The organism is Actinokineospora fastidiosa, from assembly GCF_014648415.1.
Classification (GTDB): Bacteria; Actinomycetota; Actinomycetes; order Mycobacteriales; family Pseudonocardiaceae; genus Actinokineospora; species Actinokineospora fastidiosa.
In genome coordinates this window covers 439,207-462,748 of record NZ_BMRB01000003.1, presented here as the reverse complement: position 1 = coordinate 462,748, position 23,542 = coordinate 439,207, and the positions used below count along the sequence as shown (strand labels likewise).

General features: G+C 73.6%; 17 protein-coding genes. 11 read left to right on the top strand and 6 right to left on the bottom strand.

Annotated features, from left to right (window positions below; genetic code table 11):
• Positions 1 to 3: 3 nt before the first annotated feature.
• Together IEY98_RS21045 and IEY98_RS21040 are read left to right on the top strand one after the other, a co-directional pair.
• A complete protein-coding gene (locus tag IEY98_RS21045) occupies positions 4 to 2,130 on the top strand; it encodes a hypothetical protein (RefSeq protein WP_189212278.1) in 2,127 nt (708 codons plus the stop codon).
• Between the two features lie 85 nt (positions 2,131 to 2,215).
• The gene (locus IEY98_RS21040) at positions 2,216 to 2,683 is read left to right on the top strand and encodes a helix-turn-helix domain-containing protein (protein ID WP_189212277.1); all 468 of its coding nucleotides are present in this window, start codon (positions 2,216 to 2,218) and stop codon (positions 2,681 to 2,683) included.
• Here IEY98_RS21040 and IEY98_RS21035 read toward each other — a convergent pair.
• Both IEY98_RS21035 and IEY98_RS21030 read right to left on the bottom strand, forming a co-directional pair.
• Positions 2,658 to 3,479 (bottom strand): class I SAM-dependent methyltransferase, encoded by an 822-nt coding sequence (locus IEY98_RS21035; protein ID WP_189212276.1) that lies wholly within the window; start codon positions 3,477 to 3,479, stop codon positions 2,658 to 2,660. The genes IEY98_RS21040 and IEY98_RS21035 overlap by 26 nt on opposite strands.
• A 377-nt stretch (positions 3,480 to 3,856) precedes the next feature.
• Positions 3,857 to 7,330 carry a tetratricopeptide repeat protein gene (locus tag IEY98_RS21030; protein WP_189212275.1) on the bottom strand — a complete coding sequence of 1,158 codons (3,474 nt, stop codon included), beginning with the start codon at positions 7,328 to 7,330 and terminating at the stop codon, positions 3,857 to 3,859.
• Between the two features lie 239 nt (positions 7,331 to 7,569).
• Here IEY98_RS21030 and IEY98_RS21025 point away from each other — a divergent pair, with 239 nt between their 5' ends.
• Complete coding sequence (locus IEY98_RS21025; RefSeq protein WP_189212274.1) at positions 7,570 to 9,720, top strand: phospholipase A2 family protein; 2,151 nt, start codon at positions 7,570 to 7,572, stop codon at positions 9,718 to 9,720.
• On the top strand, positions 9,721 to 11,658 hold the full coding sequence (locus IEY98_RS21020; protein WP_189212273.1) for an LCP family protein: 1,938 nt from the start codon (positions 9,721 to 9,723) through the stop codon (positions 11,656 to 11,658).
• 67 nt (positions 11,659 to 11,725) lie between these two features.
• Here the strand turns inward: IEY98_RS21020 and IEY98_RS21015 are convergent, their stop codons facing one another.
• From IEY98_RS21015 to IEY98_RS21000, 4 genes are all read right to left on the bottom strand, one after another.
• Positions 11,726 to 13,030 (bottom strand): M28 family peptidase, encoded by a 1,305-nt coding sequence (locus IEY98_RS21015; RefSeq protein ID WP_189212272.1) that lies wholly within the window; start codon positions 13,028 to 13,030, stop codon positions 11,726 to 11,728.
• 126 nt (positions 13,031 to 13,156) lie between these two features.
• Positions 13,157 to 13,810: a DUF998 domain-containing protein gene (locus tag IEY98_RS21010; RefSeq protein WP_189212271.1), complete on the bottom strand. Its 654-nt coding sequence runs from the start codon at positions 13,808 to 13,810 to the stop codon at positions 13,157 to 13,159.
• Positions 13,811 to 13,964: 154 nt separating this feature from the next.
• Positions 13,965 to 14,315, bottom strand: coding sequence for an MmcQ/YjbR family DNA-binding protein (locus IEY98_RS21005; protein WP_189212270.1), 351 nt, complete (start codon positions 14,313 to 14,315; stop codon positions 13,965 to 13,967).
• A gap of 9 nt (positions 14,316 to 14,324) precedes the next feature.
• A complete protein-coding gene (locus tag IEY98_RS21000) occupies positions 14,325 to 14,939 on the bottom strand; it encodes a hypothetical protein (protein WP_189212269.1) in 615 nt (204 codons plus the stop codon).
• A 206-nt stretch (positions 14,940 to 15,145) separates the two neighbouring features.
• Between IEY98_RS21000 and IEY98_RS20995 the strand changes: the two genes are divergently transcribed.
• The 7 genes from IEY98_RS20995 (at position 15,146) to IEY98_RS20965 (ending at position 23,503) form a co-directional block, all read left to right on the top strand.
• Positions 15,146 to 16,474, top strand: coding sequence for an AAA family ATPase (locus tag IEY98_RS20995; protein WP_189212268.1), 1,329 nt, complete (start codon positions 15,146 to 15,148; stop codon positions 16,472 to 16,474).
• Between the two features lie 151 nt (positions 16,475 to 16,625).
• Complete coding sequence (locus IEY98_RS20990) at positions 16,626 to 17,717, top strand: NAD(P)/FAD-dependent oxidoreductase (protein WP_189212267.1); 1,092 nt, start codon at positions 16,626 to 16,628, stop codon at positions 17,715 to 17,717.
• Entirely contained in the window at positions 17,714 to 18,955 is a 1,242-nt protein-coding gene (locus IEY98_RS20985) for an ATP-grasp domain-containing protein (protein ID WP_189212266.1), read from the top strand. Before IEY98_RS20990 ends, IEY98_RS20985 begins: the two co-directional genes overlap by 4 nt.
• Before the next feature lie 24 nt (positions 18,956 to 18,979).
• Positions 18,980 to 19,789, top strand: a complete 810-nt coding sequence (gene ddaH, locus IEY98_RS20980; RefSeq protein ID WP_189212265.1) for a dimethylargininase — start codon at positions 18,980 to 18,982, stop codon at positions 19,787 to 19,789.
• A 593-nt stretch (positions 19,790 to 20,382) separates the two neighbouring features.
• Positions 20,383 to 21,639 carry a cation:proton antiporter domain-containing protein gene (locus IEY98_RS20975; protein WP_229787127.1) on the top strand — a complete coding sequence of 419 codons (1,257 nt, stop codon included), beginning with the start codon at positions 20,383 to 20,385 and terminating at the stop codon, positions 21,637 to 21,639.
• 9 nt (positions 21,640 to 21,648) lie between these two features.
• On the top strand, positions 21,649 to 22,656 hold the full coding sequence (locus IEY98_RS20970; RefSeq protein WP_189212264.1) for a TauD/TfdA family dioxygenase: 1,008 nt from the start codon (positions 21,649 to 21,651) through the stop codon (positions 22,654 to 22,656).
• Positions 22,637 to 23,503, top strand: coding sequence for an SMP-30/gluconolactonase/LRE family protein (locus IEY98_RS20965; RefSeq protein ID WP_189212263.1), 867 nt, complete (start codon positions 22,637 to 22,639; stop codon positions 23,501 to 23,503). Before IEY98_RS20970 ends, IEY98_RS20965 begins: the two co-directional genes overlap by 20 nt.
• Positions 23,504 to 23,542: the final 39 nt, after the last annotated feature.

Here is a 23,542-nt window from a genome sequence, read left to right as displayed (position 1 = left end):
CCGGTGCTGCGCGCCGCCGGACTCGAGGTCAGCCTCAACCCCTGGGTGACCGTCGGGCACGCCGACCGCGGGCGGGTGTCGCGGCTCGGGTTCGCGCCGATGGTCTCCCCGTACGGCGAGGTGGCGACGGCGCAGGCGTCGTTCGCGTGCCCGCGTTGGCGGGCGTGGCTGGCCACGCACTACGGCCGGTTCGCCGGGCTCGGCCTGCGCGTCCTCTGGCTGGAGGACGACTTCCGCTACCACAACCACGCGCCGCTGACCTGGGGCGGCGGCTTCGAGCCGGAGATGCTGGCGCGGTTCGCCGACCTGGCCGGGGAGCCGGTGACGCGGGCGGAGCTGGTGGCCGCGATCACCGGCCCGCCGCACCCGTGGCGGGCGCTGCTGGCGCGCACGTGGTTCGAGGCCCAGCTGGAGGCCGTCGAGGCGGTCCGTGCGGCGGTCGCGGGGCGGGCCGCTCTCGGGCTGATGAGCTCGACGCTCGGGGTGGCGTCGGTGGAGGGGCGGGAGTGGCGGCGGCTGCTCGCGGCGCTGGGGCCGGGGGCGGTCCACCGTCCGCACTATGCGCCGTACACCGACGCGGTCGGCAGTGAGTTGGCGTGGTCGGTGGCGATGTTGGAGTTGCAGCGTCCGCTGCGGCCCGCGGGGGTGGAGGTCGCGCCGGAGGTGGAGAACTACCCGTTCACGTCGTGGGCGAAGTCGGACACGCAGACGTGGTCGGAGATGGTGGCGTGCGCGCTGTCCGGGGCGGACGGGCTGCTGCTGGACGTCGTCCCGTTCACCGCGGGCTCGCCTGACCGCTTCCCCGCCGTCGGCGCGATGCTGAGCGCTTCGCGGCCAGCGCTGGACTTCGCGTCGTCCACTGTGGATTCGCTGGGCGTCGGGATCCCGTGGTACGACGACACGGCGCTGCACGTCCACGGCACGGGCGACCTGGACTCCCTCACCGTCGACCCGACCCGCGCGGCCAGGTATCTGCTGGGCTACGGCGTCCCGATCCGGGCGGGTTACGCGCCGCTCACCGCCGTCTTCGGCCAACTCGCCCGGGCGATCCCCGACGCCGACCTGCCCCGCCTCCTCGCGGGCGGCCTCCTCCTCGACGGTGTGGCCGCGTCGATCCTGACCGAGCGGGGCGCGGATCTCGGGGTCGTGGTGCACGAGATCGCGGACCGGGAGTCGGCGCTGTACGCGGTCGAGGATGGCGAGTCGGTGAACCAACAGCCCGCGCTGGCCCGCCTGACCGTTGGCGCTGGCGGTCGGGCGTTGACCACAATCCGCACACCGGACGGGTCGTACTGGGGCGATGGGATGGTGGTGACGACCACCGGCCATGGCGGCCGGGCGATCGTCCTGGCCGCGACGTCCCCCGAGGACCTGCCGCGCTCCGACGAACGCCAGGCCCGCCTGCACGCCGCGATCGCCGCGTTGGCCCCGGACATCCCGTTGGTGACCGGCGGTCCGCACCTGATCCCGCACGCAGCCTTGGTCAACGGCCGCCTCCGCGTCGCCGTCGCCAACGGCTCGGCTGATCCGGTGCACGCCCGGGTGAGTGTGGGGGTGGGTGGTGTTCCGGCGGGTGCCGGGGTCGGCAGCGCTGTGGCCGGTTCGGGCGAGCCGGTTGGCAGTATCGGGGGCGACGGCTCGGCGGACTCGATGTGTGCACCGGCGTGCGCTGCTCCGGCGGATGGCTCGGTCGGGCCTGCGGGTGGCCTGATTGCTGACGATTCGGCAGGTTCGGTGGGTGGCCGGGTTGCCCGCGGGTCGGGGGTTGGTGGGGTTGCCGGTGGTTCGCCCGGTTCGGTGAGTCCCTGGGGTGGTGGCGGGTCGGCGGGTTCGGTTGCCGGTGGTTCGGCGGGTTCTGGGGGTGCCTGGGGTAGTGGCGGGTCGGCCGGGTCGGTCGCCGATGGCTCGGCCGGTTTGGTGGGCGTCTGGGGTGTTGGTGGGTCGGCAGCTGTTTCGGTTGCCGATGGATCCGCCGGTTCCGCGGCTACCCCCGAAAGTGACGGGTCGGCGGGGGCGGAGGGCGGTGGGGTTGGTGCGCCTGTGCGTGCGACCTTGCTCGTCCCCCTGGCTGAGCCGGCCCCAGCCGTTGGGCCGATTCCGCACCGGGGGTGGGTTGTGTGGGAATGGTGATCACTCGTTTGGACTAATTTCGGCGGGTTCGCGTAATGGCGGGCGTCTTCGTCCCTTTCGTTCATGTCCGGCGGAAGGAGCAGGCGTGCGCATCGAGGCGGCCGTCTACCAGCGGGTCCTTGGGGACGAGTTGCGCAAGGCGCGCAAACAGCGGGGGTGGACGCGGAAGGAGTTGACCAGCAGGCTGCAGACCGGCATCTCCCTGCAGACGCTGGCCACCTACGAGCTCGGCACCCGCCAGTGCACCATCGTGCGGTTCGTGGAGTTGTGTCTGGCGCTGGAGGAGATGCCGCACGAGCTCATGTCGCGGGTGCACGACCGGGTGTTCGCGGGCACGACCATGGGCCGGGTCCGGGTCGACCTGCGGCGGGTTGTCCGGGATGACCGGCCCGAGTTGTCGCCGCTGCGGCGGTGGGCCGCGGGCAGGCTGGCCTGCCACGTCGGGCCGGAGCCGCCGATCGTGCAGCTCGACCCCGCCGCGCTCGAACGGTTGGCGGAGTTGTGCCGGGTGGAGACCGTCGAGCTGGTCAGGAAGCTCGGCGACGTGCGGTGATCAGCCAGGCGGCGGAGCCGTACCGGACGCCGTTCTCGGTGCGGTGGGCCTCGACGCTCTCCCGCAGGGCGGCGAACGCGCGGGCCTTGGCGTCGTCGTCGAGGCCGTCGGCGATGTCGCCGTAGTGGTCGGCGATGAAGTCGTACGCGTCGGCGTCGCCGAAGTCCATCGGTTCGCTGAGGGCCGTCATCTCCACATCGACGAACCCGGCCGCGCCCAGGATGTGGCGGACGCGCTCGGGCCTGCTGAGCGCGAAGGGGCTGGGCGCGTCGTCCGGCGGCGCGGGCAGGTCGCGCCCGCCCGCCAGCGCGGCCCGGAAGGCGGTGAGGAACTCGTTGCGCTCCAACGGCTGCCAGGTGATCAGCGCGAGCCTGCCGCCGTCCGTGAGCGCGGACGCGATGTTGGCGAACGCCGCGACCGGGTCACCGAAGAACATCGTCCCGTGCCTGCTGATCGCGACGTCGAAGCGCCGCTCGGGGAACGGGTGGATCTGGGCGTCGGCGCGGACGAACTCGACGTTGTCGCCGCCAGCGCGGCGGGCCATGGCCAGCATCGGCTCGGACAGGTCGACGCCGAGCGCGCTCGCGCCGCGACGGGCGGCCTCCCTGGTCGTCTGCCCGCCGCCGCAGCCGATGTCGAGCACGTGCTCGGTCGGCGTGATCGCGGCCGCGGCCATCAGGTGGTCGAGGTAGCGCGCGACGCACCGCTCGAACCGGGCGAGGTTGTCGGCCCAGAACGCACCCCTCGGGCCGTTCCAGGCTTCCAGCTGCGCGGTGTTGCCCTGATCGACGTTCATCGTTCTCCCCCAAGCCAGGTGGACCAGTCGAGGGCGTCGGCCAGCAGGCCGTCGCCCGCGCGCTGCGCCGCCACGAGCCGGGCAGGCGGTCCGCGACGCGCAGCCGGTCCCCCCGCCCCGCGTTGAGGACCAGCACCCGCACGTCGAGGTCGGCCAGCGCCTCGACATCCTCCACAACCGCCGCGGACAAGTCGAGCCGAATAAGCGCGGGCAGCGCGGCGAGGTCCGCCGCCAGCACGGGAAGCCCGGAGACGGTGAGCTCCCGCACCAGAACGCGCCGGAGGAGCTGATGCCCCGGCGCGCCCTCGCCGCGCGCGGGGGCCACCAACTCGGCGATGAGCGCGTCCCGCTCCTCGGTCACACCGCCGGGGTCCGCCTCACACGTCCCGGGCGAAGGCCGCCAGGAGGGCCCGCACGTGCGCCTCCTCCGGCACCGACAGCTCGGCGAAGATCTTCAGCGCGGCCCGCCAGTCGTCCACCGCGCCGGGGATGTCGCCGGACACCTGCCGCACCAGGGCGCGCACGTGGCGGGCCCGGCCGCGGGCAAGGCGCTGGCCCGCGCGCTCGGACACGGTCAGGCTCTGCTCGGCGAAGTCGGCCGCCGTGCTCGTCTCGCCCGCGTCCAGGAAGGCGTGCGCCAGCTCGGTCAGGGCGCGGCCCTCCAGCAGCCGCATCCCGGTGTCGCGCATCAGCGCCAGCGCCGCCATCCCGTGCCGGATCGCCGACTCCAGGTCGCCGGTGCGGCGGGCCAGCGCGCACAGGCCGGTCAGCACGGACGCCTCGCCGTAGCCGAAGCGGATCTCCCTGGCCAGCTCCAGCGCGGCCTGGTAGTGCTCGGCAGCGGCCGACCACTCGCCCGTCCGCTGCTGAATGGTCGCCAGCACGTCCAAAGCGGACACCTCGTGCCTGCGCTCGCCCAACTGCCTGGCCAGCTCCAGCGCCCCGCGCACCCCGGCGGCGCTCTCGGTGAACTCCCCGGCGTCCAGGCCCGTCTCGGCGAGGCAGATCAGCATCGCGACCTCGCCGTGCCGGTAGCCGTACCGGCGGCACACCGCCAGCGCCCGCTCGTAGCACTCCGCGGCCCGCCGCAGGTCGCCCAGCGCCCAGTACGCCAGCCCGAGCCCCTGCGCCGCCGCCCCCTGCACCTGCCGGTGATCGATGCGCGTCGACAGCTCCAACGCCTCGGTGTGGCGCTCGATCGCCACCTCCGGCTTGCCCAGCGACAGCGCGACCGCGCCCGTGTAGTGCAGCGCGGCGGCCTCACCCCTGCGGTTGCCGATCGCCCGGTTGATCACCAGGGCTTCCTCGTAGAACGCCTCGGCCTGCGCGGGCTGGCCCAGCTGCGAGTACGCCCGCCCCAGGTTGTGCAGCGCCGTCGCCTCGACCACGCGGTTGCCCGTGCCGCGGCTCAGCTCCAGCGCCCAGCGGTGGTGCTCGACGGCCGCGCTGTAGTCCGACAGGTTGCAGTGCACCAGCCCCAGCAGGTCGTGCACCGACGCCTCGGCGTCGACGTCGCCCGCCGAGCGGGCAGCGCCCAGCGCCGCCGTCGCCGCCATGACCGCGTCCGATCCGCCGCCCCGGTTGACGAAATAGCCGCGCAGCGCCTCGGCGAAGCGCCACGAGTGCGCGGGCAGGCCCACCTCCGGCGCGGCGATGGTCGAGGCGACCAGGTTCGCGCGCTCCTCGTCCAGCCACGCCACCGCGGCCGCCTCCGCGCCGGGCGGGGCCGCCGCGGGCGCGCCGATCTGCCACAGCACCGCGCTGTGCGCGCGGATCGAGTCGATGTAGTGGTCGAACAGCCTGCCCAGGGCGTTGACCCGGTCGGCGGCGGTGTCCTCGTGCTCGGCGCGGTTGCGGGCGTACTCGCGCAGCAGGTCGTGGAAGGCGTAGCGGCCGGGGCCGGACTCGCGGATCAGGTTGCCCTGCACCAGCACCGTCAGCAGCCGGGTCGTCGCGGCCGGGGCCATGCCCGCCAGCGCGGTCGTGGCTGCCAGGTCGACGTCGGCGCCGGGCACCAGGCCCAGCAGCCGGAACAGCCGCCGGGCCGAGGGCAGCAGCTTGTCGTAGGACAGGTCGAAGGCCGCGCGCACCGCCGCGGACTCGTCGCCCGCCACCGCCAGCCCGCTCAGCCGCCCACGCGCGCGCAGCTCCCGGGTGTGGTCGGCGACGCTGTCCCCGGGCCGCACTGCCAGGTTCGCGCCCGCGATCCGCAGCGCCAGCGGCAGGTGGCCGCAGGTGTCGGCCAGTTCGGCCGCGGCCCGCGCCTCCCGGCGCGCCCGGACCGAGCCCAGCAGCCCGCCGAGCAGGTCCACCGACTCCGCCGGGGCCAGCACGTCCAGGTGCACCGACTGCGCGCCGTCGCGGGCGGTCAGCCCGGTGAGCCGGTCGCGGCTGGTCACCACGACGAAGCAGCCCGCGGCGCCGGGCAGCAGCGGGCGCACCTGCTCGGCCGAGGCGGCGTTGTCCAGCAGCACCAGCACCCGCCTGCCCGCCAGCATCGTCCGGTACAGCCCGATGGCCTCGTCGACGTCGACCGGCACCCGCTCCGGCGGCACGCCGAGCGCGTGCAGGAACCGGACCAGCACCTCGTGGGTCGACGGCGGCCTGCGCGCGGCGTACCCGCGCAGGTCGACGCTGAGCTGGCCGTCGGGGAACCGGTCGCGCACCCGGTGCGCCCAGTGCACGGCCAGCGCCGTCTTGCCCACGCCCGCCGCCCCGGAGACCACGGCCACCACGGCGCTGGCCTGCCGGTCCGGGGAGGGCAGCAGCGCGTCGAGCCGGGACAGCGCGGCGGCCCGGCCGACGAACCCCGGCGGGTCCGGCGGGAGCTGCGCGGGCGTGCGCTGCGGGCCGGGCTCGGCGTCGGGGGCGCGCAGCACCCGCAGGTGCGCCGCCCGGATCTCCGCGCCGGGCTCCACGCCGAGCTCGTCGCCGAGGCGGGCGCGGATGTCGGCGAACACGCGCAGCGCGGCGGCCTGCTCCCCGGTGCCAGCCAGGGCCAGGATCAGCCGGGCGTGCAGGCCCTCGTGCAGCGGCTCCTCGTGGGCCAGCGGCTGCAGCCGCTCGACGGCGAGGGCGGGCCGCCCCAGCGCCATCGCCAGGTCGGCGTGGGCGAGGGCGGCCTGGCGCCTGCGCACGGTCAGCCCGACCGCGGTGGGATGGCCGCGCAGCCTGCTGCCCATGTCGACCAGCGCGGGCCCGCGCCAGCAGGCGAGCGCGCGGTCGTAGAGGTCGAGCGCGGCGCCGGGATCGGTGTGCGCGCGGGCCTCGGCGCGGGTCAGCAGGTCCTCGAACACCAGCGCGTCGACCTGCTCCACGCGCGCGCTCAGCTTGTACCCGCCGGGCACCGACGCGATGGCGTTGCGGTTGCGCCTGCTCACCCCGCCCAGCGCCCGCCGCAGCCGGGAGATGTAGGTGTGCACCAGGCCGAGGCAGGTGTCCGGCGGACGGTCGCCCCACAGCACATCGATGATCTCGTCGCGGCGGACCGGCTGGTTGGCCCGCACTGCCAGAAGGGCGAGCAGGGACCGCTGTTTGTGCGCGCCCACCTCGACCGGACGGCCGCCCTGTGTCACGCTGAACGCGCCGAGCACCCCCAGCGCCAGCCGGGCGGTGTGCGGCTGTGCGGCGTCGCCTCCGCGCCGGGTCAGCTCCTCCGGGGCCACCCCGACCGCGGCGGCCAGCCTGCGCACCGAGTCCGGACGGGGGTGTCCGACGGACCCGCGCTCGATGTAGCGCAGGGCCCGGACGCTGATGCCGGAGCGCTCGGCCAGCTCCTGCTGGGTCAGCCGGGCCCGCAGCCGGTGCGCGCGCAGGACCTCGCCGAACGACCCGGCGGCCTGCCCGCCCATGGCCTCACCCCTTCTTGCCGCCCGGCCTGCAGGAAAAGTTGCCGGTCAGATCATTCTAGGACATCGAATTCTGCCATCCGCGCAGGTAGCGGGCCCACCGCTAAACGTATGCACGTGCTGTAGCGGGTACAGGTCCGTTGCCAACCGAGCCCCGTAGCCTAGTCACGCGGGCGGCGTCCTGGGGGTGCGCCGCCCGCGTTCGCCCTCCTCCTGCCGGTCCATCCACTAACCTGCCGGTCGTGGGGGGAGCCACGGTGGAGATGGGGGCGTCCGGGCGGCGCGTGTCCCTGCGCCTGCGCATCGGCTGGCTGCTGTTGATCGTGCTGGCCGCGGGCGGTTACGCGGTCGTCGCCTCGCGCGGGCCGCGCCCGCCGGAGCGGGTGCCGCCGAACCGGGTCACCGTCGCCGTCGACGCGTTGCTGGACCCGCGTCCGGACACCGATCCCGCCCGCCTGCTGCCGCCGGACTTCGCCGCCGTCACCGGCGTCCGCCACGGCCTCATGCGCGCCCCGGACGGCACGATGCGCGCGGTCAACCTGGCGGGCGGCTGCTCGGCGCCGTGGGGCGACACCGCCACCCGCTGGGACTACTCGGTCGGCTGCATGGCCCACGACCTGGGCTACGACCTGCTGCGCTACGCCGCGGCGACCGGCCTGCCGGTCGACGGCGAGCGCAGGCGCGCCCTGGACGAGCGGCTCTCCCTCGACATGCACGCCCAGTGCCGGATCAACCCGCGCGACTCCGCCGGGCTCTGCCGGATGGTGGCCTCGCTGTTCTCCGTCGGCCTCGTCGTCAACTCCTGGCACCAGAACTGGGGTCCGCCCGCGGCCGAACCCGTCGGGGTGTGGGCCGTCGTGCTGGTGATGGTCGTCGTGCTGCTGGCCGCGCGGCTGCCCGCCTTCCGCAGGGCGCCCCGGCCGCTGCCCCGGCCGCCCCCCTCGGTCGACGACCCCGACCGGGCCGGGTACGTCTCGCTCGTCGGCGTGCTGGCCCTCGGGGCGGTCGTGCTGGCCGAGACCGCGCTGGCCTTCGCCCCGCTCGCCGCCGTGCCCGCCGCCGCGCTGTGGCCGCTGACCTGGGTGCTCCAGCTCGTCCCGCTGTTCTTCTTCGCCTGCGGCCACACCAGCCTGCTGGCCTGGCGCGCGGGCCGCGGCTATGGCGCCTACCTGGCCGGGCGCCTCTGCTGGCTGATCCGCCCCGTGCTCGCCCTGGTCACCGCCTGGCTGGCGGTGCCGCTGTCGTTGGAGCTGTTCGCCGCCCCGCCCGAGGTCGCCACCGCCTTCACCCGCCTCGTGGTCCAGCCGCTGTGGCTGCTCGGGCTGTCCCTGCTGGTCGTGGCCGTCGCGCCCGTGCTGAGCCTGCTGCACCGGGCCATGGGCGTCGGCGCGGCGGGGCTGTGGCTGGTCGTCATGCTCGCCCTGGAGATCGCCGGTCCGGGCACCTTCGCCGACTACGGCGCGGGGATCGCGCTGGCGCTGCTGTTCGCCCAGCTCGCGCACGCCTACGCGGCGGGCACGCTGCCGCGCGCCGCGCTGGGGGTGGCCGGGCCCGCCGCGGTCGGCGTGCTCGTGCTGTCGACGGCGCTGGGCTGGGTGGACCCGCTGCTGATCGCCGAACCCGCGGGCACGGCGAGCTTCGTGCCGTCCGCGGCCGGGGTGCTGCTGCTCGGCGTCGCCCAGGTCGCGGTGGTCGCGCTGCCGCGCAGGCCGCGGCCAGCGCCCGCCGTCGCCCAGGTCGTGGGGATCGTGCGGACCGCGCCGATGACCGTGTACCTGGCCTATCTGTGCCTCGCGCTGCTGGTGACGGGCCTGGTGACCGCGCTGAGCGCGCGGCCTGCCTTCCCCGCGGAGTGGCTGGCCAGGCCGTCGACGCTGCTCGCGCTCGGCCTGGTCGCGGTGCCGGGCCTGGTCGGGTTCCTGCTGTTCGAGTGGCGGACCGCGCCGGAGGACGGCTTCGCCGACGGGCTGTCCCGCTGGGACGGCGTCGCCGCCGTGCTCGGGGTTGCCTACGCCGCGCTGGGGGTACTCGGATTCGCCGCGGGACCGGGGACGGCGGTGCTGGGACTCCCGCTGGACCCCATGGCGGGGATCATCCACCTGCTGCTCGGCTGGTACCTGCTGCACGCGGTCCGGGTGGGAACCAGCGCGCTGCCCGGGCCGTGGCTGCTGGCGGCGCTGGCCTGCGGGCCCGCGCTGCTGGCCAAACCGAGCGTCGCGGGCCTCGTCCTGCACGGCGCGACGGTCGCGCTGGCGGGCGTCGCGGCCGTCGCGTGTGGCGCTCGTCGCAGCGGGCAGGCGGCTGACCGGGGAGAACCCGTGGTGTGTCAGGCTAGCGGGCAACCCGAGGGCGTCCGAGGACGTCTCTATCTGCACGGGTCAGGGAGGGATTGAGTGGAGCACCAGCGGCCGAGGTCTGGCAGTCGCGACGGCGCGCGCCGCTCGGTCCCGCCGCCGGACCGCCACCGCGAGGCGCACCGCCGGGATTTGCCGCCGGAGCGCCGCCGCGACCTCCCTCCCGACCGCGGGGGCGACGCGGCCGACCGGCGCAGGGCCGGGCGCGCCGCCGGGGCTGAGCGGGGGACCGCGTCGGGCCGGGCCCGCAGGCCCGCGGACGAGCGCGGGACGGCCGCCGAGCGCGGCGCCGTCGACCGGCGCCGTGGGGCCGGTGTGGACCGTCGGCGTGACGCTGGCGGGGTCGATCGTCGTAGTGAGCTGGCCGCGGAGCGCGGGGCCGCTGTGGACCGCCGTGCCCCGGACGGGTCGGCGGAGCGGCGCCGGGCCGCGGCCGAGCGCCGTCGGGCCGTGCCCGCCGCCGAGGGCGGCGCGCCGCCCTCGCGTCGGCCGCGGCTGGCCGACCTGCGCACCGAGCGCATCGCGCCCAAGCGGCCGGCGCCCCGTCCGGTCGCCGCGCCCCCGCGCAGGCCCGGGCTGATGGCGGGCAAGGCGGCCGCGGGCGCGCTGTCGGCCGTCGTGCTGGCCGCCACCGGCTACTACTGGCAGGTCGCCGACGACTTCTCCGACGGGCTGGCCACCACGGACGTCATCGCCATGGGCCCCACCGAGCGGCCCGCCGACGGCGCCATCGACATCCTCATGGTCGGCATGGACAGCCGCACCGACGCGCAGGGCAACCCGCTGTCGGAGGAGCAGCTGCGCATGCTCAGCGCGGGCGTCGCCGACGGCGAGCAGAACACCGACACGATCATCATGATCCGCATCCCCAACGACGGGAAGCAGGCCTACGGCGTCTCCATCCCCCGCGATTCCTATGTGGACATCCCGGGGTACGGCAAGCACAAGGTGAACTCCGCCTATGCCAGGGCGAAGATCCAGTCCAGGAAGGACCAGCAGGCCGAGGGCGTCACCGACGAGCGCGAGCTGGAGCGGGTCGGGCGGCGCGAGGGCGCCAAGAGCCTGATCGCCACCGTCCAGGAGCTGACCGGGGCGACGATCGACCACTACGCCGAGGTCAACCTGCTCGGCTTCTACGACATCACCAACGCCGTCGGCGGCATCGAGGTCTGCCTGAAGGAGCCGGTCAGGGACCGGTACTCCGGGGCGAACTTCCCGGCGGGCGTGCAGACGCTCAAGGGCGTGCAGGCGCTGGCGTTCGTGCGGCAGCGGCACGGCCTGCCCAACGGCGACCTCGACCGCATCGTGCGCCAGCAGACGTTCATGACGGCGATGGCGCGCAAGGTGTTCTCCCAGGACATGATCCTGCCCGGCTCGGAGAAGCTGACCGCGCTGCAGGAGGCCATCAAGAAGTCGGTCGTGCTGGACGAGGGCTGGAACATCATCCAGTTCGCCCAGCAGATGGTGAACTTCACCGGCGGGAACCTGGAGTTCCTGACCATCCCGCACGGCCGCATCGACCTGCCGACCCCGTACGACGGCTCGGCGGTGGAGATCGACCCGCTGCAGGTCCAGGAGTTCGTGGACAGCCTGCTGCGCGGCGGCCCGTCCGCCCCGGGCGAGGAGACCCGCGAGACCAAGCCGACGGTCACGGTGCTGAACGCGACCGGCCGCCGGGGCCTGGCGGGCGAGGTGACCGAGAAGCTGCAGGGCGCCGGCTACCAGACCGGGGAGCCGGGCAACTCGGCCGCGCGCTCGAACACGGTCATCCGCCACGCCACCGGCGAGGAGGCGGGCGCGCGCGGGGTGGCATCGGCCCTGGGCGGGGACTACACCGTGGAGCCGGACGCGAACCTCGGGCCCGGCCAGGTCAAGGTGTTCCTGGGCGCGGACTACGAGTCCGGCGGGCAGTCGCTGGCCGCGGACCCGCTGCTGGCCCTCAACGGGGCCCGGCAGGGCCCGCCCTGCGTGAACTAGGGCGTGAGCTGAAACCGGGAACGCGGGCCGCCCCCCGTCCGGGGCGGCCCGCGTCACGGGGTGCGGATCAGAACTGGAGCGCCCAGCTGTCGATCCGGCCCGTGTCGTAGCGCGCCACGTCGCCGACGCGCAGCTTCCAGGTGCCGTTGGCCGTCTCGCTCGACGCGTCGACGGTGTAGGTGGCGATGACGTTGTCCGCGGAGTCCGAGCTGGAGGAGTTCTTCAGCCGGTACGCCGTGCCGTCCGGGGCCACCAGGTCGACCACGACGTCGCCGCGGTAGGTGTGCAGGATGCTCACCTGGACCGCCAGGTCGGACGGGGCGTTGCCGCTGACGCCGGACACCGTGATCGGGCTCTCGACCGTGGTCAGGTCGGGGATGGCCACGTCGGTGCCGTTCTCGAAGCGCGGGTCGGGGTCGGGGCCGCCGCCGCCCTCGCCCGCCAGCGTCCAGACGGCGTGCGCGATCGCGTCGGTGTTGCGGTCCAGCGCCGCGGTGTTGACGTTGCCGGTCCGGTCGCAGGAGCGGTGGTAGCAGGCGTCGTAGGCCTGGCCGGCCGTGCCGCCCCACTTCTGGGCCTGGGCGCTGGTCTTGGTGCCCTCGGCGCCGGTGAAGGTGCCGCCGACGGGGATGCCCGCGCGGGCGAAGGCGGCGTGGTCGGAGCGGCCGCCGACGCTGGTCAGCTCGGTCGGCACGTTGATCGAGCGGAAGTAGCCCTCAAGCACCTGCTGCAGCTCCAGCGAGCCCGCGGGCTGGCCCGAGGCGCTGTAGACGAAGTAGCCGGGGTTCGGCGAGCCGATCATGTCGAAGTTGAGGTAGGCGTCGATCTTCGCCTTCTCGGTGGAGGGCAGGCTGTTGACGTAGTTCGTCGAGCCGATCAGGCCGAGCTCCTCCGCGCCCCACCAGCCGAACCGGATGTGCTTCTCCGGGGCGAGGTCGGCTGCGGAGATCGCCAGCGCGACCTCCAGCAGGCCCGCGGACCCGGTGCCGTTGTCGTTGATGCCGGGCCCGGCGGTCACCGAGTCGAGGTGCGCCCCGGCCATGATGATCGCGTCCGGGTTCCCGCCCGGCCAGTCGGCGATGAGGTTGTAGCCGGTGGCGCCGTTGTAGGTGAACGACTTGACCGATGTCGTCCAGCCCGCGGCGTCGAGCTTGCCTTTGACGTAGTTGACCGAGGCCTGGTACCCGGGCCTGCCGTGCGCCCGGTTGCCGCCGTTGTTGGTCGCGATCGTCTGGAACTGGTCGAGGTGGGCCTGGACGTTGGCGACCGGGATGTTGGGCGCCGTCTGCGCGGCGGTGGCCAGCGGCGCCACGAGAAGCGCGCCGGTCAGCGCCACCCCGACCGCGATGGGCACGAGGGGATAACGGGACATGGTTGCTGCCTCCAGCAGGGTAAAGGGGGACAACCCGCTGGATGGTCGCGTACGGCTTGTTCACTCAGTAGGGGCCGACTGTGGGGTGAAATTGCCATATATGCATACCGTGAACGGACATTCCCGTCATGCGGCGAGCACGAGCGCGGGCCGAAGCACGGGCGCGGGCTGCCGGGCCCGGAGGAGTTGGGCGAGGATCGCCAGCTGGAGGACGAACATCATGCGCTGGAACAGGCCGCGCATTTCCTGGATCTCCGTGGGGACCAGACCGAAGTGGCTGACCAGGAACACCAGCAGCAGGACCGCGGTGGCCGTCGCGCTGTGGAGGAGCCAGCGGCGGGTCGTCGAGCGGCGCAGGCGGGCCGCGACCAGCACGGCGGCGATGGGGACGCAGAAGAACGCCACCCCGGCGGCATAGCGGTGGATCTCCGCGGAGACCGTCAGCGGGCCGCTCCTGTTCGTCGGGAACACCGCGACCAGAAGGCAGGACAGGGCCGCCAGGCCGAGGGCGGCCCGCAGCAGCCGGTCGGTCCTCGGGACGGTGAGCAGCAGGCCCACGGCGGCCATGGCCATCGCCAGCACGCTCACCCCGAACATCCAGCCGTACCCGTCGACGAAGACGAGCGTGGACAGCGTCGAGTCGACGGGATTGATCTGTCCACTCCCGACGACGTGCACCCCCACCATGAACACCGCCGACAGCGCCAGGCCGACGAATCCCAGTGCCAAGCCCCGTGCGCGCACGCTCTCCGGCGCCGCGATCTCCCCATGAATGCTCACACGACAACGGTCGCCGAAACCGGCGCGCGGTCACATCCGGAACACTCCCGATTCGGGGCGGGGGTTGTCCCTACCCTTCCCCTCGGGTCCGCTGGACCCCGGACGGCCGACGGGCTCCGGAAGCGGACCGCGCCCCGCTTGCCGTGATCATCCTTTAGGACTCGCGGGAGGCCAGGTATTCGGTCCAGACCTTCTTCGGGACCGTCATCCGCCACGAATCGATGACGAGCTCCTCCAGCTCCGCGTGGTCGATCGCGGCCAGGCGCACGCGCATCCAGTTGTAGCGCATGTCCGACGGGATGGGCAGGAAGAACTTGTCCGGCTCGGCCTCGATCAGCGCGGCGCGCTCCTCCTTCGGGTAGCCGAAGCCCAGGACCGTCTCGTCCGGGGACAGGGAGAGGAACACGATCCGGCCGACGCGGAACTTGACGCGGTCGCGGACCAGGGCCTCGTAGGCGCGGGGCAGGGACAGGGCGATCGCCCGGACGTCGTCGGCGGTGACCACGGGGCCTCCTCAGTTCGCGGCCGTGATGGTGACGTAGAGGTACTCGTCCAGAATCTTGGCCAGCGAGACGGGACGGGCGAGCATCGCGCACAGAGCCTGCTCCTCCTGGGCCGACTCCGCCAGCACGGCGTTGGCCCACGTGCGCCCGAGCCGCAGGTGGGCGGCGAACGCGGCGCCGTCGCGCGTGCCGTGCACGCGGGTCGCGATCGCGGCGTCCCACGGCATCACCGCGCGCGGCCGCAGCGCGTACAGGGCCTTCGACGCCGCCGTGGCGCCCAGCGTCCTGCGGGACGACACCGCGACCGCGGCCAGCTCCGCGTACGCCCGCCCCAGCGCGTCGATCTCGACGTCGGACAGCTCCGCCAGCGCGCCGGCGGGCAGCGCGGCCCCCCACGACTCCCACCAGGCCGCGAGGTCGGCGTCGAAGGGGTCGCCGTCGCCCGGGTAGCGGATGCGGCAGCCCCAGGAGTTCAGGAACCGCAGCAGCAGGGCGCGGTGCTCGGCGTCGGCGAGGTCGAGCGCGGTCCCGGCCAGCCGCAGCCAGGACTTGTCGACGCCGCTGTAGTCGTTGAAAATCGCCGAAGTCCGGCGCAGCGCGGCCAGGGTGGGCGGGTCAGGTAGCACAGGCGAAACAGTAGTGGGCGCGGTCTGTTACGGGACCGGACGTTGATAGGCACTTTTTTAGGCCGACCGAGTGACGGTGCCTACCGTTCGGACCATTCGTCTTATTGCGTTTGGTCACTTTCGGCGAACTAATCACGTTCCTAGGGTTGGGCGTGGTTGGCCGTTGGGGGATATGGAGCGAGCTGTGCCATCAGGGGAGACAACGCATGGGCAGACCCGAGAGACCGCTGGACGGGACCAGCGGTCCGATCGTCGCTTTCGCGCAAGACCTGCGCGCGCTGCGCCATCAGGCGGGCAACCCGAGCTACCGCGAGCTGGCGCGCACCGCGCTGTTCGCGCCGTCGGTGCTGTCCAGCGCGGCGAGCGGGCACAAGCTGCCCACGCTGGCCGTCACGCTGGCGTTCGCCGCGGCCTGCGGCGGTGACCGCGCCGAGTGGGAGCGGCGGTGGCGGCAGGTCGCCGAGGACGTCGGCGCGCCGATGGACATCCGCGACGACGGCGAGCCAGCCGGGCCCGCCCGCCCGGCGCAGCTGCCCATGGGCCCCGCTGTCTTCCTGGGCCGGGGGCAGGCGCTGACCGCGGCGGGCAAGCTGCTCGGCGCGGGCCGCACGCCGCTGGTGGTCACCGGGCCGGTCGGCGTCGGCAAGACCGCGTTCGCCCTGCGCATGGCCGACGACCTCGCCGCCGCCTTCCCCGACGGCCAGCTCTACGCCGACCTCGGCGTCTCCGACGGCCCGGACTCGATCGTGCGCGACTTCCTGCGGGTGCTCGGCGTCCCGGCGCAGCAGGTGCCCGACGACTCCACCCAGCGGCTCGGCCTCTACCGGTCGCTGCTCGCCCAACGCAAGCTGTTCGTGCTGCTCGACAACGCGCGCGACGAGCGCCAGGTCCGCCCGCTGCTGGGCCGGTCGGCGCGCAGCCAGGTCGTGGTGACCAGCCGGGCCCGGCTGCTCGGCCTCGACGGCGCCCGCCGCGTCGAGCTGGCCACCTTCGCCCGCGCCGAGTCCATGGCGCTCATCGGCAGGCTCGCCGGGGCCGAGCGGGTGCAGGCGGAGTACGAGGCCACCGAGGCGCTCGCCGAGCTGTGCGACGGCCTGCCGCTCGCGGTCAACATCGTCGGCCGGATGATCGCCGCGCGTCCGGAGTGGTCGATCGCGCACACCGCCGAGCTGCTGGCCGACCACGAGCGGCTGATGGACACCCTGGAGGTCGGCGACGTCAGCGTGCGCGACCGGTTGGCATCGGCCTTCCGGCAGCTCTCGCCCGCCGCCCGCCAGGCGCTCTACCTGATCGGCCGCGACGGGGCCGGGTGGACGACCGCGATCGGCCTGGCCTCGGCGATGACGGTGTCCGTGCGCGACGCGGACGACCTGCTGGAATCGCTGGTCGACGCGGGACTGCTGACCCGGTCCGGGGTCGCCAGCCGCTATCGCGTCTCCCCGCTGGTCGGCGTGTTCGCCTCCGACGCCGAACGCGACGCCGGACAGCGCACCCCGTTGCTCGTCGAGCGACGCGCGCGACGCGGCCTGGATTAGCGTTGATTGTTCGCTGACGCCGGTCCTTCCGGTCAATCCGGCGGGCGGCTTGACTGTCCTCGTGCGAGTGGGGCCCCGCCTCACCGCCGGTGACAGGGAGGCCGATCGTGTTGTGCCGCAACGGTGATGGCGCGCGTCCGGGAGGCGTGCGATGCGGATCGTGATGGTCGGCGGAGGCGTCATCGCGCTGCTGACCGCCATGGACTGCGTCTCCGCCGGACACGACGTCATCCTGCTCGACCAGGGTGACATCCCGTTCACCGGGGCGACTTCCTTCGATCGCAACCGGGTCATCCGGGCGCAGCACACCGACGACCCGGACGCCAGGGTCGCGGCGGTGCGCGCCCATTACCGGTGGATCGAGCTGGAAAGCCTGCTGTCCACGCGTATCTACGAGCGGATCGGCTCGCTCACGATGAACGCGACAGACCGGATACCGGGTGCGCGGGTCGTCGGTCCGGACGAACTGGCCGCGTATCCGACCGTCGCCTTCCCCGACGGCGCGACGGCGCTTCACGAGTCCCACGCGGGAATCCTGCTCGCCGACCGCGTGCTCGCGGCCTGCGCGGGATGGCTGCGCTGGCACCCGCGCGCCGAGCTGCGCCCGCACCGGCGGGTCGTCGCCGTCGACGCCGACCGCGCCACCGTGCGCTTCGCCGACGGCGGCGAGCTGGCGGGGGACGCCGTGCTGGTGGCGATCGGACCGTGGTCGCGCGACCTGCTCGACCCGGCCATCGCCGGGGAACTGGTGCTGCGCAGGCAAAGCATGATCTACTGCGATGTTCCCGACCCGGCGGCGTGGGCGGGAGTGCCGACCATCCGCTCCCTCGGCCCGACCGAGGGCGCGTGGCTGGTGCCGCCGATCGCGGGCGCCGCGCTCAAGCTCAGCGCGGACAGCGCCTGCCGCGTGGTCGACGAGGTCGGCGACAACACCACACCGCCGCATTGGCGCGACCACCTCATCGAGGTGTTCGCCGACATCGTGCCCGGCGTGCGCCGCGACCACGTCATCGACGCGCGCGACTGCTACTACCTGTCCCGCGAGTCCACAAAGGGCGCGATGGTCGCCGCGCTGGGCGACCGGGTCCTGTCGCACGCGGCCTGCGGCGGCACGTCGTTCAAGTTCGCCCCGCTCATCGCCCGCTCCCTCGCCCAGCGGCTGACCGGCGCCGACCCGGAGCCGACCGGGATCGCGTCGCTCGACCGCGTGGTCCGCCCCTCACTGACCCGAGGTGTCTCATGAAGCTGCTCGCCCTGGAAGCCCGCCAGAACGGCTACTACTACCAGAGCCGCTACCAGCAGATCGCCGACTTCGGCGCGGAGCTGTACGTGCTCAACGGCGTCGGCACCGACGACCTGTGGCCCGCCGACCGCTACCGCCGCGCGGACAGCACCCACATCGCCGACCTCATCGCCCACGCCAAGGCGTGGCACGCCGAGGAGGACTTCGACGGCGTGCTCACCTTCTCCGAGTCCGGCGTGGTCGCCGTCGCCGCGGTGGCCGCCGCGCTCGGCCTGCCCGGCATCGGCGTCGACGCGGCCCTGACCAGCCGCAACAAGCTCATCATGCGCCAGGCCCACGAGCGCGGCGGGGCGGCGCACCCGCGCTTCGCGTTCGTCGAGACGGTCGAGTCGGCGCTGTCGGCCGCCGAGGAGTTCGGCTACCCGGTGATCCTCAAGCCGACGCTCGGGGCGGCGAGCAACTTCGTCTTCCGCGTCGACGACGCCGACCAGCTGCGCGAGCGGTACGCCCAGGCGAGTGCGGGCATCGACGAGATGTCCTGGTACGCCATGGAGGCGGGCGGCGTCGACCTCGGTCCGCACGGCCTGCTGCTGGAGTCGTTCCTCGACGGCCACGAGCACCTGATCGAGGCCCTGGTGTGGGAGGGCGAGGTGTTCCTCGGCTCCATTGTGGACCGCGTGACCATCGAGGGCGACACCTTCGACGACGACGTCCACCACGCGCCCACGTCGCTGCGCCCCGAGCAGGTCGCCGAGGTGCACGCGCTGGTCGCGGCGGGCGTGCGGGCGCAGGGCCTGACCAACAGCGCGCTGCACGCCGAGGTCCGCTTCCACGGGGGCGAACCGCATCTGCTGGAGATCGCCGTGCGGCCCGGCGGGGGCGGGTTGGACCACATGGCGCGCATCTCGGCCGGGTACGACCCGATCCGCGCGGTGATGGACGTCGCCCGCGGCGTGCGCCCGGACGTCCGGCACTTCACCCCGACCGCCGTGCACACGTTCGCCATGTGCCTGATCTGCGACAGCGGCACGGTCGAGTCGATCGGTGTGCCCGCGGAGGTGACCGACGCCGAGGAGCTGTTCTACCTCAAGGTCTCCGCCCGCCCCGGCGACGTGATCCGCAGGCCCCCGCACGGCAACAGCATCCTGGGCGGCATCGGGGCCACCGGGACGTCGTTCGACGACGCCATGCGCGCCGCCACCGACCTGGCGGACCGGATCGAAGTCAAGCTGTCCTGATCGGACTTCTGAACGGAGGCACGCGTGGCGCGCACAGCGACCCCCCGGCACTACCTGATGGTCAGACCGACCCACTTCGACGTCGAGTACTCCATCAACCCGTGGATGGACCCCGGCAAGCCGACCTTCGCCCAGCTGGCCGTCACCCAGTGGGAGTGGCTGCGCGACCTGTTCGGCGAACTCGGGCACCGCGTCGAGCAGCTCGACCCCCGGCCCGGCCTGCCCGACATGGTGTTCGCGGCCAACGGCGCCACCGTGCTCGACGGGCGCGTGCTGGTCGCCCGGTTCCGCCACACCCAGCGCTCGGCGGAGGCGGGGGCGTACCTGTCGTGGTTCCGGTCGCGCGGCTACGAGTCGGTGCGCCAGGCGCAGTGGGTGAACGAGGGCGAGGGCGACTACCTCGTCGCCGGGTCCCGGCTGCTCGCGGGAACGGGGTTTCGCACCAGCCCGCGCGCCCACGCGGAGGCGGCGGACTACTTCGGCGTGCCGGTGGTCAGCCTGACCCTGGTCGACCCGCGCTTCTACCACCTCGACACCGCGCTGGCCGTGCTGGACGAGGAGATGATCATGTACTACCCACCCGCGTTCTCCGACGAGAGCCGCCGGGTGCTGGAGGACCTGTACCCGGACGCCATCCTGGCCTCCGCGGAGGACGCCGCCGCCTTCGGCCTCAACGCCGTCTCCGACGGCCGCCACGTGATCCTGCCCCAGGCCGCGACGACCCTGATCGCTCAACTCCGCGACCACGACTACGACCCCATCCCCGCCGACCTGTCCGAACTACTCAAGGCAGGCGGCAGCGTCAAGTGCTGCACGCTGGAACTGCGGACCTGACCCGCCATGCGTCCCTTTCCGCAGGCCGATCGGCCGGTCCCGTGGGCAACGCCCCAGGGGACCGGCCCCACAGCCCACCGCCCTGAAGCCGCCGGTTCGTCGGGGGCTGGGACCGCTGTTCGTGCGATGCGGCTTGGGTCCGGTCCCAGTGCTGCGGTGGCCGGTGTCGGTGGGTTGGGGGCGGGGGTCGCTGTAGGTGAGCTGGCGGCCGGAGTGCCTGCCGGTGGGCCGGGGGCTCGGGCCGCTGTCGGCGTGCCCGGGGTGAAGGCTGGCGACAGTGTGCGTCGGGCTGGAACCGCTGTCGGTGGGTCGGAGGCCGGGACTGGCCTCGGTGGGTCGGGGATTGCCGTCGCTGTAGCTGAGCCGGCGGCCGGAGTCGCTGCCGGCGTGTCAGGGGTTGGCGCCGCTGTCGGTGCGTCCAGGGGTGGCTTCGGTGCGTCGGGGGCTGGGGCCGTTGTCGGTGCGCCGGGGGCTCGCATCGCTTCCGGTGCATCGGGGGGTGGAGTCGCTGCCGGTGGCTGTGGGGCTGGGGTCGGCGTTGGTGTGGCCAGTGCTGGTGCCGTTGTGGCTGAGTTGGGGAAGGCGGCCCGGTCGTGAGTGCTGTGGTGGCCGTGGCGGGTCTTTCGCCCTCGTCTGCGCAGGCGGCGCTGGATCCGTATCCCCGGTTGTTGCTCGCCCTCCCGGTCATCCTGGCCGCCTGTTACCTCGTGGGTGCGTTGTTCCGCCGCATCGGGCAGCCTGCGGTGATCGGGGAGATCGTGGCTGGGGTGTTGCTCGGTCCGTCGTTGCTGGGGGCGGTGTGGCCTACCGGGTTCGGGTGGTTGTTCCCCGAGCACGTGGTCGGGACCATCAACACGATCGCCCAGCTCGGGCTGGTGTTCTTCATGTTCCTGGTCGGCGCCGAGATCAATCCGACGGCGTTGCGGGGGCGGGGGCTCACGGCGACGATGGTGGTGCAGGTCAACCTCGTCGTGCCGATCCTGACCGGGGTCCTGCTCGCGTTCTGGCTGTACCCGCGCTTCGGCGGCGACGTGAGCTTTGCCGGGTTCGCGCTGTTCCTCGGGGTCGCCATGAGCGCGACCGCGTTCCCCGTGCTGGCCAGGGTCCTCACCGACCGCGGTATCTCCGACACGCCGCTCGGGGCGCTCGCGTTGACCTGTGCGGCCGTCGGCGACGTCGTCGTGTGGTGTCTGCTCGCGCTGGCCGTCGCGGTCGGGGTCGGTGGGTCCATCGGCGGGGTGCTGGTGACCGTCGGGCTCACCGCGGCGTTCGTCGGGGCGCTGTTCGCGCTGCGGCCGGTGCTCGCCCGGGTGATCGCCGCGGTGTCCGACGCCGCCGTGCTGCCGATCCTGCTCGGCGGGCTGATGCTCTGCGCGCTGGCCACCGACCGCATCGGCGTGCACCCCATCTTCGGCGCGTTCCTGTTCGGCGTGGTCGTCCCGCGCACGCCGGTCATCGAGCGGGCGGGCGCGCGGATGGAGAGCATCACCGTGACGCTGCTGCTCCCGCTGTTCTTCGTCCACACCGGACTGCAGACGACCTTCGGCCTGCTCGACTCGGCCGCCCTCTGGGCGGTGTGCGCCGCCGTCACCGCGATCTCCGTGCTGGCCAAGTGGGGCGGGACGACCGCCACCGCCCGGCTCACCGGCCTCGGCTGGCGGGAGTCGCTCTCCCTGGGCGCGCTGATGAACTGCCGCGGCCTGACCGAGCTCGTCGTGCTCACCATCGGGCTGCGCATGGGCGTGATCAGCCCGACCGTGTTCGCGATCCTGGTGGTCATGACGCTGGTCTCCACGATCGCCACCGCGCCCGCCCTCACCGCGATCGACCGTATCCCCGCACGACTGTAGAGGAAAGACATGACGACGACCCTCGCCCCGGCGACCTTCGCCGAGATCACCCTGCCCGACTCCGCCCGCGACGCCATCGGCGCGGAACTGCTGCCGCTGGCCGATCCCGTCCTGGACATCGACCGCGCCTTGGCCCGCCTGCACGCCGTCTTCGCCCGCCTGCCGCTGGGCGCGTTGCAGGCCGTGCTCGACTTCGGCAGGCACGTCGACACGCCCGGTGTCGCGCTGGTGCGCAACCTGCCGGTCGACCCGGAGCTTCCCGCCACCCCCGTCGACGGCAACCCGAGCCCGGACAAGCGCACGTTCGTCGCCGAGGGCGTCCTGCTCGGCCTGAGCCAGCTGCTCGGCGAGCCGGTCGGCTTCACCACGGAGAAGGCGGGCAGGCTGGTCCACGACGTCGTCCCGGTCTCCGCGGGCGCGGCCACCCAGACCAACCAGAGCTCCGGGGTGTTCCTCAACTTCCACAACGACATCGTCCACGACGAGGTCGGCCGCTACGACGTGTCCAACCCGGACTTCCTGGTGCTGCACTGCCTGCGCCAGGACCCCGGCAAGGAGGCCGTCACCTACTACGCCGACGCCCGCGACATCTCCCGCGCGCTCGACCCGGACGTCCTCGACACGCTGCGCGCGCCGCTGTTCCGGCTCAACGCGCCCGGCAGCTACGTGCGCGAGTTCGCGGGCGGCGCCGAGGTGCTGTCCGACCCGGTCGCGGTGATCTCCGGGCCAGCCGAGTCGCCGGAGATCTCCGTCTCCGCCAACGGCGTGCGCGGGCTGACCGACGAGGCCGAGGCGGCGCTGCACGTGTTGCAGCGGGTCTGCCGGGAGGTCGCCCACCAGGTCTACCTGGAGCCCGGCACCGCGCTGCTGATCAACAACCGCAAGGGCCTGCACGCGCGGTCGCAGTTCCTGGCCCGCCACGACGGCCGGGACCGCTGGCTGCAGCGCACCTACCTGCGCCGCAGCCTCTGGGCGATCCGCTACCGGGGCGTGTCGGGTGAACGCAGAGTGCACTGAACCCGTCTCCACCGGCCGCTACGAACTGGGCGAGGGCGCCCGCTGGGTGGACGGCGAGCTGCACTGGGTGGACATCCTCACCGGGCGGCTGCTCGTCCGCCGCGGCGGCGCGGACGTCACCCTGGTCGAGCTGGGCGTCCCCCTGGGCGCCGTCGCCCCGCTGGCTGGCCGCCCCGGCCGCTGGGTGGCCGCCGCGGGCACCGGGATCGCCGTGCTGGACCCGGCCGCGCCGGACCCGCTGACCTGGCTGGCCCGGCCCGCAGAGGAAGGCGTGCGGCAGCGCATGAACGACGCCACCGTCGACCCGGCGGGCCGGTTCATCGCGGGCAGCATGGCCTACGCCGCCGACGAGCAGCCGGGCGCGGGACGACTGCACGCCGTCGACCCCGACGGCACGGTCCGCACGATCGTCGACGGCCTGGCCATCCCGAACGGTCCGGTGTTCTCACCGGACGGGACGGTCATGTACCTCGCCGACAGCTCGCGCAACCGCATCGACGCCTACCCCTACGACGTCGCGACCGGCACGGTCGGCGTACCGCGGCTGTTCGCCGAGATCGAGGAGCACTGGCCGGACGGGATGGCCGTGGAGGCCGACGGCACGGTCTGGAGCGCCGTCTGGGGCGGGGGAGCGGTCCACCGCTACCGCCCCGACGGCTCGCTCATCGAGGCGATCCCCGTGCCCGCCACCCGACCGACGAGCGTCTGCTTCACCGAGTCCACTGTGTACGTCACGAGCGCCAGCATGTGGCTGGACCGGCCGTCCGCCGCCGACGGCGCTGTGTTCCGACTGCCGCGCCGGGTCCGCGGCGCCGCCGTCCCGGCCGCGCGCCTGGACGCCTGTTGATTGTTCTGGCCGCGCGGGCCTTCCGGTCAACCGCGCCTG

Coding starts and splice junctions, on each gene's coding strand:
- IEY98_RS21035 (WP_189212276.1), bottom strand. CDS start 3,479: ATGAACGTCGATCAGGGCAACACCGCGCAGCTGGAAGCCTGGAACGGC.
- IEY98_RS21030 (WP_189212275.1), bottom strand. CDS start 7,330: ATGGGCGGGCAGGCCGCCGGGTCGTTCGGCGAGGTCCTGCGCGCGCAC.
- IEY98_RS21015 (WP_189212272.1), bottom strand. CDS start 13,030: ATGTCCCGTTATCCCCTCGTGCCCATCGCGGTCGGGGTGGCGCTGACC.
- IEY98_RS20995 (WP_189212268.1), top strand. CDS start 15,146: ATGGGCAGACCCGAGAGACCGCTGGACGGGACCAGCGGTCCGATCGTC.
- IEY98_RS20990 (WP_189212267.1), top strand. CDS start 16,626: ATGCGGATCGTGATGGTCGGCGGAGGCGTCATCGCGCTGCTGACCGCC.
- IEY98_RS20985 (WP_189212266.1), top strand. CDS start 17,714: ATGAAGCTGCTCGCCCTGGAAGCCCGCCAGAACGGCTACTACTACCAG.
- IEY98_RS20970 (WP_189212264.1), top strand. CDS start 21,649: ATGACGACGACCCTCGCCCCGGCGACCTTCGCCGAGATCACCCTGCCC.